The 11482-nt window shown below is 67.1% G+C and carries 5 protein-coding genes; all 5 read left to right on the forward strand.

What is annotated here, in order from left to right:
• Positions 1 to 242: 242 nt before the first annotated feature.
• The 5 genes from AAHM44_RS15130 to AAHM44_RS15150 are packed head-to-tail and all read left to right on the forward strand — an operon-like array spanning position 243 to position 11468.
• The gene (locus tag AAHM44_RS15130) at positions 243 to 2567 is read left to right on the forward strand and encodes a beta-N-acetylhexosaminidase (protein WP_342250511.1); all 2325 of its coding nucleotides are present in this window, start codon (positions 243 to 245) and stop codon (positions 2565 to 2567) included.
• Positions 2564 to 5149 (forward strand): beta-mannosidase, encoded by a 2586-nt coding sequence (locus AAHM44_RS15135; RefSeq protein ID WP_342250512.1) that lies wholly within the window; start codon positions 2564 to 2566, stop codon positions 5147 to 5149. Before AAHM44_RS15130 ends, AAHM44_RS15135 begins: the two co-directional genes overlap by 4 nt.
• Complete coding sequence (locus AAHM44_RS15140) at positions 5150 to 7723, forward strand: glycoside hydrolase family 3 C-terminal domain-containing protein (RefSeq protein ID WP_342250513.1); 2574 nt, start codon at positions 5150 to 5152, stop codon at positions 7721 to 7723.
• The gene (locus AAHM44_RS15145; RefSeq protein WP_342250514.1) at positions 7723 to 9147 is read left to right on the forward strand and encodes a glycoside hydrolase family 125 protein; all 1425 of its coding nucleotides are present in this window, start codon (positions 7723 to 7725) and stop codon (positions 9145 to 9147) included. Before AAHM44_RS15140 ends, AAHM44_RS15145 begins: the two co-directional genes overlap by 1 nt.
• Positions 9144 to 11468: a GH92 family glycosyl hydrolase gene (locus AAHM44_RS15150; RefSeq protein WP_342250515.1), complete on the forward strand. Its 2325-nt coding sequence runs from the start codon at positions 9144 to 9146 to the stop codon at positions 11466 to 11468. Before AAHM44_RS15145 ends, AAHM44_RS15150 begins: the two co-directional genes overlap by 4 nt.
• Positions 11469 to 11482 lie beyond the last annotated feature (14 nt).

Raw genomic sequence — 11482 nt, forward strand, 5'->3', positions numbered from 1 at the left:
CAATCCTCCCCGGGCGTGCCCCCTGCGCACTCCGTTAGCCATGAAGCTAACGCACCAGCCCTGCCTCGGCAACGGCATGCTGTGGATTTATATTGGTAACCCTTACAATATCAATATTTCGCGCGCTTGTCTGCGAGCGCAATGCCCTTGCATGGGGAAGCTGCGACAAGACCCTATTGTGCCACAGGACTTATATTGGTTACACCGCCCCCCTCAGCCAATGTCATGAGCGGGAGGAATGCATGGGCAAATCTGGAGTTCGGCGAGCACGACATCTGGCCTGGGCAGCGCTGCTGGCGAGCCCGGCATCGTTTGCGCAGGAACTGCCGATCACGCCCCTCCCCGCGTCGGTCACGCTCGGCACCGGCGGATACACGGTGCGCGACGGCGCCGCGATCGGATTTCCGGAAGGGGATGCCGGCGCCGCGGCCGCCGCGAAGCTTCTCGCGGCGCATGTGAAGATCGAACGCGGCATCACGCTCGCACCGCAGCCGAACACCGCCGCGATCCAGCTGGTCCGCGACGACGCCGTGGCGGGTGAGGAAGCCTATCGCCTCACCGTCGATGCCAGGAGCATCCGCATCGCAGCCTCCGGCGATCGCGGCCTGCTTTATGGCGCGATGACGCTTTCCCAGTTGCTCAGCCCCGATCGCGCCTTCGGCAAGTCCGTCCTGGTTCGCAGCGCGACCATCGAGGATGCGCCGCGCTTCCGCTGGCGTGGGCTGCTGATGGACGTCGCACGCCATTTCCAGCCGATCGAGGAAGTATACAAGGTCGTCGACCAGATGGCGTCGGTGAAGCTCAACACGCTGCACCTGCACCTTACCGACGACCAGGGCTGGCGCTTCGAGGTCAAGCGCTACCCGAAGCTCACCGAAATCGGCGGCTGGCGCACGCCGCCGTCGAGCGGCGGTCCGGTCGGCTCGAAGCATGGCGGCTTCTACACGCAGGAGCAGCTCAAGGCGCTGGTCGCCTATGCCGCCGAACGTGGCGTGACGATCGTCCCCGAGATCGACCTGCCCGGCCATGCCCAGGCGCTCGCGGCCGCCTATCCCGAATTCAGCGTCTTCGCCGACGCGCCCGGCGTCGGGCACGACTGGGGCGTGATGCCCTATCTGTTCAACCCGGCGCCCGAAGGCATCGCGTTCATCAAGGACGTGATCGACGAGCTGATCGAGGTCTTCCCGAGCACCTATATCCATCTGGGCGGCGACGAGGCGATCAAAGACCAGTGGGAGCGCTCGCCCAAGGTGCAGGCGCAGATCAAGGCGCTCGGCCTCAAGACCGAGAACCAGTTGCAGAGCTGGATGATCGAGCAGTTCGGCACCTATCTCGCCGGCAAGGGCCGCCGCCTGATCGGCTGGGACGAGATCCTGGAGGGCGGCCTGCCCGCCTCGGCATCGGTCATGTCGTGGCGCGGCGAGAAGGGCGCGGTGGAAGCCGCCAACCAGGGGCATGATGTGGTGCTGAGCCCGGCCCCCCTGCTCTATCTCGACCAGCTGCAGAGCAACCTTCCCGACGAGTTGAACGGCCGGCTCGCGGTGCAGTCGCTCGAGAAGATCTATCGCTACGAGCCGGTTCCGGCCGGGATCGACGCAGAGAAGGCCAAGCATGTGCTCGGCGCGCAGGGCAATGCCTGGAGCGAGTATCTGATCACCCCGCAACAGGTGCAGCACGCCTATTTTCCACGCGCCGCGGCGATTGCCGAGATGACCTGGTCGGCCAAGGATCGCCGCGACTTCGCCAGCTTCCTCGATCGCGTCCAGCCGCAGATCGCCCGCTGGCACCGCTCGGGGATGGAAGTGGCTGACGGCGCCTTCGCGGTCGGCTACCAGCTTCAGGGCAGCCCTGGCGATGCGCTGCGTGCGAACAAGGCGACTGTCGCACTGGCCACCCAGGCGCCGTACGGCACGATCCGCTACACGCTCGACGGGCGCGAACCCACCGCCAAGTCGCCGGCCTACAAGGCGCCGCTGACGCTCAAGCCGGGCCTCACGATCCGCGCCGCCGCGTTCGACAAGAGCGGCAATGCCACTGCCGCGCCCCGCGCCTTCGACACCAGCCGCGCCGCGCTGCTGACGCGCACCACCTCCGAGATGACCGCATGTCCGGGGGGCTCGCTCTATCTTCGCGTGCCGCTCACGCCGGACGCGACCGCCAATACACCGGTCTACAATGTCGACCTGTTCAACACCTGCACGGCCTATCCGGCAGCGCCGCTCGACATCGCCCGGGGCTTCACCGTCAGCGTGGCGCGGCTGGCGCGGCACTGGGGCCTGGCGCACGACACCGGCAAGCGTCGCGATCCCTATCCGGCAACGATGCATGGCGAGCTGGTGATCACCGCGCGCTGCACCGCTGCTGCCACCGACAAGAGCATCAAGCCGATCGTGATCGGCAGCTTCGCGCTGCCCGATCCCGCGACGGCGCCCACCCAGTTCAGCTTCTCGGGCACGTTTCCCGAGATGCAGGGAGAGGACGACCTTTGCTTCCAGTTCACTTCGCCGGCATCCGCCCCCTTCTATACCGTCGAGAAGGTCGTGCTGACCGAGGGAGCCGCCAAGTGAAGCGCGCACTGCTCCTGCCGCTGCTCCTCGCCAGCACCGCTGCCTGGGCCGGCCCGCGCGATACGGTGTCGCTCGACGGCGCCTGGGAAGTGCGCATCGATCCCGCCGATGCCGAAGCCGCGAAGACCCATCCCCGGGAAGCGAGCTGGTTCGCCGCGAAGGTGCCCGGCAGCGTCCAGCAGGATCTGATCGCCTCGGGTCGCGCGCCCGATCCGTTCAAGGGGATCAACCAGGCACCGATCCAATGGGCGGGCCTCACCAACTGGCAGTTCCGCAAGGTGATCGAGGTCACCCCGGAAATGCTCAAGCGCGATCATATCGACCTGGTGTTCGACGGGCTCGATACCTTCGCCACCGTGTCGCTCAACGGCCAGAAGCTGCTCACCACCGCCAATGCGCATCGCCGCTGGCGGATCGATGCGAAGTCGGCGCTCAAGCTCGGTCGCAACGAGCTGGTGATCGCGATCGCCTCGCCGATCCGCACGCTCCAGCCGATGGTGCTCGCCCAGGCCAATACGCTGCCCGGCGAATATGATTCCGAGTTCGGCGACGAGCCCAAGGGCAAGCAGACCTCGCCGTACATCCGCAAGCCCAAATACCATTACAGCTGGGACTGGGGTCCCCGCCTGGTCAATATCGGCATCTGGCGCCCCGCACGGATCGAGACATGGGACAATGCCCGGATCGACAATATGCGCGTCGATCAGGAAGCGCTGAACGATGCCGAGGCCCGGCTGGTCGCCCGCTACCGGATCGTCGCCGGCGCCAGCACCAAGCTGACCCTGCGCACCACCCTCACCGGCCCCGACGGCAAGAAGCAGACGGTGTCGCGCAGCGTCACCGTGGCGCCCGGCATCAACGAAGTCAGCGTGCCGCTCACCATCGCCTCGCCGCGCCGCTGGTGGCCGGTCGGCTATGGCGCGCAGACGATGTACGATGTGTCGGGCCAGCTCTCCGATCGTGACGGCAAGGCGGACAGCGTCAGCCACAAGACCGGGCTGCGCACCGTCGAGCTGATCCGCAAGGACGGCAGCTTCGGTTTCAAGGTCAACGGCATTCCGATCTTCGCCAAGGGCGCCAACCTGATCCCGTTCGACATGTTCCCCAGCCGCGTGCCGCGCGCCCAGATGCAGCAGGTGCTGCAGAGCGCGCGCGATACGAACATGAACATGATCCGCGTCTGGGGCGGCGGCTATTATCTCGACGACGCCTTCTACGAGATCGCCGACGAGCTCGGCCTGATGATCTGGCAGGACTTCATGTTCGGCGGCTCGGTCACGCCCCCGGATGCCGAGTTCCGCGACAATGTCCGCGTCGAGGCCGAGGAGCAGGTCGAGCGGCTCCAGCCGCATCCTTCGGTGATCGCCTGGTCGGGCGGCAACGAGATCCTGGCCGGCTGGGAGAACTGGTCCGATCGCAAGGCGTTCAAGAAGCGCGTCGGCGCCGACGAGCAGGAGCGGATCGGCGTCGGCATGGCCGTGCTGTTCGATCGCGTGCTGCGCGACGCGGTGATCACCCGCGCGCCCGGCACGCCCTATTGGAACAACTCGCCGGCCACCGATTATGAGGCGCCGACCGACACCGACAAGGATGGCGACCGCCATTTCTGGGACGTCTGGTCGGGCTCCAAGCCGGTCGAGCGCTATCTCGACAGCTGCCCGCGCTTCATGTCCGAATATGGCTTCCAGAGCATGCCGGGCCTGTCGACGATCCGCGACTTCGCGGGCGACGGACCGTTCACGCTGGAAAGCCCGGTGCTCAAGGCGCACCAGCGCTTCCTCTCGGGCGAAGGCAATGCCCGGCTCCAACTCTATCTCGACCAGCGGCTGCGCCCGGCGAAGGACTTTGCCGATACGGTGTACCTAACCCAGGTCAACCAGATGCAGGCGATCGACATGGCCGCGCGCCACCACCGCGCCTGCCGCCCGGTTACGCTGGGATCGCTATACTGGCAGCTCAACGACACCTGGCCCGCCATTTCCTGGGCGAGCATCAGCTATGACGGCCAGTGGAAGCTGCTCCAGTACGCCGCCAAGCGCTTCTTCGCGCCCCAGGCGATCGTAACCGAGCACAAGGACGGCGCCACCCGCGTCGCGCTGGTTTCGGATGCGACCACCCCGATCGCCGCCGAATGGCGGATCCGTGCCTTCGACATGTCGGGCAAGCCGCTGGGCGAGCGCGGCGACAAGGTTTCGCTCACCCCGCTCGGCGCGCAGGAAGCCGCCAGCATCGCAGATGCGGACCTGTTCGCCGGTGCCGCGCCGGAGGCGAGCTATGCCGTCGCCGAGTTGCTGATCGGCGGCCGCCAAGTCTCGCGCACGATCGTCGAGCGCGCCTTGCCCAAGGACATGGCCTATCCCGCCCCCGGCCTCAGCACCCGCTGGGACGGCAAGCGGGTGACGATCACCGCCGGCGCACTCGCCCGCGCCGTCATGCTCGATTTCGGCACCCTCGCCGCGCACCCGAGCGATGACGGCTTCGACCTGCTGTCCGGCGAGAGCATCACGATCGAGGTTCGATCCGATGCCACGGCCGAAGCGCTGCAAAACGCCCTGACCCTGCGTACCCTGGGGACCAAGTAAATGATTCCGTTCCTGCTTCTAGCCGCTGCCGAGCCCGATCCGGATGCCGATGCCGTTGCCCGCGCGATCGCGACGATGACGGTCGAGCAGAAGGCGGCCCAGCTCCAGAGCACCGCACCAGCCGATGCCGAGGCGGACCTCCCCGCCTATGACTGGTGGAACGAGGGCCTGCACGGCCTCGCCCGCAACGGCTATGCCACTGTCTTCCCCCAGGCGATCGGCCTTGCCGCGGCCTGGGACGTGAACCTGATGCACAAGGTCGGCGATGTCGTCGCCACCGAAGCCCGCGCCAAGTTCAACGCCAAGCCGCTGGGCGCCAACCGGCGCATCTATGAAGGGCTGACGATCTGGTCGCCCAACATCAACATCTTCCGCGATCCGCGCTGGGGCCGTGGCCAGGAAACCTATGGCGAGGACCCGTATCTCACCGGCCATCTCGGCGTCGCCTTCATCCAGGGTCTGCAGGGTCCGGACCCCCAATATCCCAAGGTGATCGCCACTCCGAAGCACTTCGCGGTGCATAGCGGACCGGAAGCGGGGCGCGACGGGTTCGATGTCGACCCGAGCCCGCAGGACCTGGAATCGACCTATCTCCCTGCGTTCCGGCTGGCCGTGACCGAGGGCAAGGCGCGCTCGCTGATGTGCGCGTACAACTCTATCCACGGCACCCCGGCCTGCGCGCTGTCCGACCTGATGAACACGCGGCTGCGCAAGGACTGGGGCTTCAACGGCTTCACCGTCTCGGACTGCGACGCCGTCGCCAACATCCACATGTTCCACCATTACAAGCTCGACGCAGCGGCAGCTTCGGCCGCGGCGATCAAGGGCGGCAACGACTTCAATTGCGGTACCACCTATGCCGCGCTGCCCCAGGCGGTGAAGCGCGGTCTGGTGACCGAAGCCGAGATCGACACCGCGCTCACCCGCTCGCTTTCGGCACGCCAGGCGCTGGGCACGATCTTCAGCGCGACCAGCCCGTGGAGCCGGATCAAGCCGAGCGAAGTCGGCACGCCCGCCCACCGCGCGCTGGCGTTGGATGCCGCGCGCAAGGCGATCGTGCTGCTCAAGAACGATGCCGATCGCCTGCCGCTCAAGCCCGGCAGCCGCATCGCGGTGATCGGCGCCGATGCCGATGATCTCGGCGTGCTCGAAGGCAATTATCACGGCACCGCGCAGAACCCGGTGACGCCGCTCGACGGCATCCGCCGCCAGTTCGGCGCGGCCAATGTCGTCTACGCCCAGGGCTCGGTGCTCGCCGACGGCGCGCCCGTCGTGATGCCGGAGACGGCGTTCGCCGCCGATGGCAAGCCCGGGCTCAAGGCCGAGTATTTCGCCAGCCCGACCGTGACCGGCACGCCCGTCGCCACGCGCCAGGATCGCCGGATCGACTTCAACTATACCCGCGTCGCCCCGCTGCCGCAGCTCGATCCCAAGGGCTTCGCGGTCCGCTGGTCGGGCGAGATCGTGCCACCGGGCCCGGGCCGCTACACGCTGGCGATCGACATCCCGGCCTGCTGGAAGGACTGCAAGACGCATGACAGCGTGCGGCTGTGGATCGACGGCAAGCCGCTGCACGAGGGCCTGCTCGGCAAGGGTCGGGTGGAACTGCCCTTCACCAGCGACGGCAAGCGCCATGCGTTCCGCATGGAAATCGATCATGCCGGCGAGGATGAGGGCCTGCGCCTGATGTGGCTTCCGCCCGCCGAGCCGCTGCTCGCGCAGGCGGTGACCGCCGCGAAGGACTCCGACGTCGTCGTCGCAGTGCTCGGCCTGTCGCCCGATCTGGAAGGCGAAGCGCTGCAGGTAACCGTGCCCGGCTTCGTCGGCGGTGACCGTACCGAGATCACCCTGCCCTTCGCCCAGCAGCGCCTGCTCCAGGCGCTGCGCGACACCGGCAAGCCGGTGGTGGTGGTGCTGACCAGCGGCAGCGCGGTCTCGATCGACCCGTCGCTCGCTGATGCGATACTCGCCGCCTGGTATCCGGGCGAGAGCGGCGGAATCGCGATCGCCGAGACGCTTGCCGGGCTCAACAACCCGTCGGGCCGCCTGCCGGTGACCTTCTACAAATCGGCATCCGACCTGCCGGCGTTCATCGATTACGGCATGAAGGAGCGCACCTATCGCTTCTTCACCGGCACGCCGCTCTGGGGGTTCGGCCACGGGCTGAGCTACACCAGCTTCGCCTATGACCAGCTGACCGCCAAGGCGGGCAGCACCGCAGCCCCGGTCGAAGTCACCGTGCGGGTGCGCAACAGCGGCGCGCGGCCGGGCGAAGAAGTGGTCCAGGCCTATCTGGTGCCGCCGGCGAGCAAGGCGCGCGGCACCGGCATGACCACGCCGGTGCTCCAGCGCGAGCTGGTCGGCTTCCAGCGCGTGTCGCTCAAGCCGGGCAAAGCGGGAACGCTGCGCTTCAGCCTAGATCCGCGCAGCATCAGCTCTGTGTCGCGCGACGGCACGCGCCAGGTGGTTCCGGGCGCCTATCGCCTGTGGGTCGGCGGTGGCCAGCCGGGGACTGCGCCGGGGCAATGGACCGACTTCACCCTGACCGGCGAAGCACAGGAGCTGCCCAAGTGATGATGGACCGCCGTACCGTGATCGGTGCCGGGCTCGCCCTCACCACCACGCCTGCCTTCGCCCAGAAGGCGACCGGCTTCACCAGCAAGCGCCCTGCCCCGACCGAGCGTAAATTCGTCAGCAAGTCGGTCGAGCGCGAGATCGTTCGCGTCTCGAAGAAGATCGGCGACACCAAGCTGCGCTGGATGTTCGGCAATTGCTATCCGAACACGCTCGATACCACCGTGGCGATGCGCACGATCGACGGCGCACCCGATGCGTTCGTGCGCACCGGCGACATCAACGCGCTGTGGCTGCGCGACAGCTCCGCCCAGGTGAAGCCGTACCTGCATCTCGCCAAGCAGGATGCGGATCTGCGCCGGCTCTATCACGGCCTGATCGCCCGCCAGTCGCGCTCGATCCTGATCGATCCCTATGCCAATGCGTATATGGAAGATCCCGCGGCGATGACCAATCTGAGCTGGTCGCTCGACGATCGCTTCCCGCTCAAGCCCGGCGTGGCCGAACGGAAGTGGGAGATCGACTCGCTCTGCTATCCGATGCGCCTCGCGCACGGATACTGGCAGGCGACCGGCGACAAGACGCCGTTCGATGCTCGCTGGGCCGAAGCGGCGCGCCTGAGCGTCGCGACTTTCCGCGAGCAGCAGCGCAAAGACGGCAAGGGGCCCTACCGCTTCCAGCGCAAGAGCCCGATCCCGACAGAAAGCCTGATGCTCGATGGCTATGGCGCGCCGACCAAACCGGTGGGAATGATCCATTCGGGTTTCCGTCCCTCGGACGATGCCTGTGTCTATCCGTTCCTGATCCCGTCCAACTATTTCGCGGTCACAGCACTGCGCGAGCTCGCCGTGGTCGCCAATGCCGCACGCGGGGATGCAGCCCTTGCCAACGACGCCGTCGCACTGGCCGACGAAGTCGATGCGGCGCTGCGCAAATATGCCCGGATGCGCCTGCCCGATGGCAGCGAAGTGATCCCGTTCGAAGTCGATGGCTTCGGCAACACGCTGTTCATGGACGACGCCAATGTGCCGTCGCTCTCGGCGCTCGCCTATCTCGGCTGCCTGAAGGCGGACGATCCGCTGTTCCAGCGCACCGCGGCTGCGGCGTGGAGCGACAACAACCCCTATTGGTCGCGCGGCAAGGTCGTCGAAGGCATCGGTGGGCCGCATGTCGGCCTCGGCCAGGTCTGGCCGATGTCGCTGGTGATGCGTGCGCTGACCTCGTCGGACGACGCGACGATCCGCCAGTGCCTGCGCATGATCCGCGACAGCGATGGCGGCACCGGCTTCATCCATGAGGCAGTCGACCAGGACGATCCCTCGAAATTCACCCGCGAGTGGTTCGCCTGGGCCAATGGCCTGTTCGGCGAACTCATCGTCCACCTCGCCGATACCCGTCCTCAATTGCTGGCAGAAACGCTGTGAACCCTACGCGTCGTCAACTCCTCGCTTCCACCGGCCTCGGTCTTGCCGCCACTGCCGCGCTTCCGGCACATGCCCGCCTGCCGGCCGTGCCGGTCAAGCCCAACCTGTTCATCGGCACCGGTGGCACCGGCCATACCTATCCCGGTGCCACCCTGCCCTTTGGCATGGTCCAGTTGAGCCCGGACACCGGCGTCGAGCGCTGGGAAACCTGCTCGGGCTATTACAAGACCGACACCTCGATCCTCGGCTTCTCGCACACCCACCTTTCCGGCACCGGCATCGGCGACATGCTCGACGTGCTGGTGGTGCCGTCGGCAGGTCCGGTGCAACTCCAGCCCGGCACGATCGAGAACCCCGATGCCGGCTATCGTCAGCGCTTCTCGGCCGAGCATGCCGAGCCGGGCTATTACCGGGTCGCGCTGGAAACCGGCGTCCAGGCCGAGCTGACCGTTACCGAGCGCACCGGCTGGCACCGCTATCGGTTCCCGGCGGGCAAGGGCCATGTGCTGATCGACCTGTCGCACCTGATCCTCGACAAGTCGGACTCGCCGCCGCTCGTTGACGAAGCGCTGCTCGAACTTGCCGCGGACGGCACGCTCAGCGGCACGCGCCGCGTGTTCCGCTGGGCCAAGGGGCGGCGGATCTTCTTCGCGATGCAACTGTCGCGGAAGCCCGATCGCATCACCTTCATCGGCGACGATGACGCTACCCAGCCGGCAGGCGCGACCCGCGTTGCGGGCAAGCGGCTCAAGGCCGTGCTCCAGTTTGACGATGCCGGCAGCGCGCCGCTTGTCATCCGCTGCGGCATTTCCGCCGTCGATGCCGATGGCGCCCGCGCCAATCTCGCCGCCGAGGCGAAGCATTGGGACTTCGACCGGGTCCGCCGCGATGCCGCCACGCTGTGGAGCAAGTCGCTCGGCAGCGTGAAAGTCGAGGGCGGCACGCCGGACCAGCGCACGATCCTCTCCTCCGCGCTCTACCATGCCCAGCTCGCACCTACGCTCGTGTCGGACGTCGATGGCCGCTATCCCGGCATGGACGGCAAGACGCAGACCGTGCCCGCCGGCGGCGCGGCGTTCAGCACCTATTCGCTGTGGGACACTTATCGCGCGCTGCACCCACTGCTCACTTTGGTCGCGCCCGAGCAGACCAAACTGCTGATCGACGACATGATCCGCCAGACCGCCCAGTCGCGCTTCGGCCCGCTGGTCTGGCCGCTGCAGGGCAAGGAAACCGGAACAATGATCGGCTGGCACGGCGTCGTCCCGCTCGCCGAGGCACATGCCAAGGGCATTCCCGCCGACTATGCCGCCGCCTGGCCGGCGATCCGCAAGCGCAGCTTCGACTTCACCGCGCCGGACAAGGACAACAGCCTTGGCCGCGACCTGTACGACAAGCTCGGCTATGTCCCGGCGGACAAGGTGTTCGAGAGCGTCAGCCGGACCCAGGAATATGCCTATGACGACTGGGCCTCGTCGCACCTCGCGCGCGTTGCCGGCGCGGCGGACGATGCCGAGCGGCTGCACAAGCGCTCGGGCAACTGGCGCAACGTCATCGACGGCAAGATCGGCTTCGCCCGCCCCCGCTTCGAGAATGGCCAGTGGTGGAAGGACTATGATCCCGTCCAGCTCGGCCACATGCCCAAGCCGTGGTGGCGCGACTATACCGAGGCGAATGGCTGGCAGGCGACCTTCCTCAACCAGCACGACATCTATGGCATGATCGCGCATATGGGCGGCGATGCGGCGTATGAGGCAAAGCTCGACGCGCTGTTCACCGCGCCCTCGACCCTGCCCGACAATGCACCGCCCGACATTTCGGGGCTGGTCGGCCAATACGCCCATGGCAACGAGCCGGACCAGCACTCCGCCTATCTCTACAGCTATGTCGGCGCGCCCTGGAAGACGCAGGCGATGATCCGCCGCCTGTGCACCGAGATGTACAAGAACGATCCCGACGGCATCATCGGCAATGACGATTGCGGCCAGATGAGCGCGTGGTTCGTGCTGTCGTCGCTCGGCTTCTATCCGGTCGATCCGGTCGAGGCCGTCTATGTCTTCGGCTCGCCGCTGTTCGAGCGCGCCGAGCTGCAGCTGGGCAAAGGCCGCAAGCTGGTGGTCGAGGCGCCGGGCAACCGCGCCGACACCCCCTATGTTGCCGCGGTGACCTGGAACGGCCGCCCGTGGCGCAAGAGCTGGATCTCGCACCACGACCTGGCCGCCGGCGGCACGCTTCGTTTCACCATGTCCGCCAAACCCAACCGCGCCTTTGGCCGCGCGCTCGCTGACCGGCCGCCGTCCTTCGGCCGCAGCCCCGCCTGATCCTGGAGAGATTG

Origin of the sequence: Sphingomonas sp. OTU376, from assembly GCF_038440415.1 — a bacterium.
Classification (GTDB): Bacteria; Pseudomonadota; Alphaproteobacteria; order Sphingomonadales; family Sphingomonadaceae; genus Sphingomonas; species Sphingomonas kyeonggiensis_A.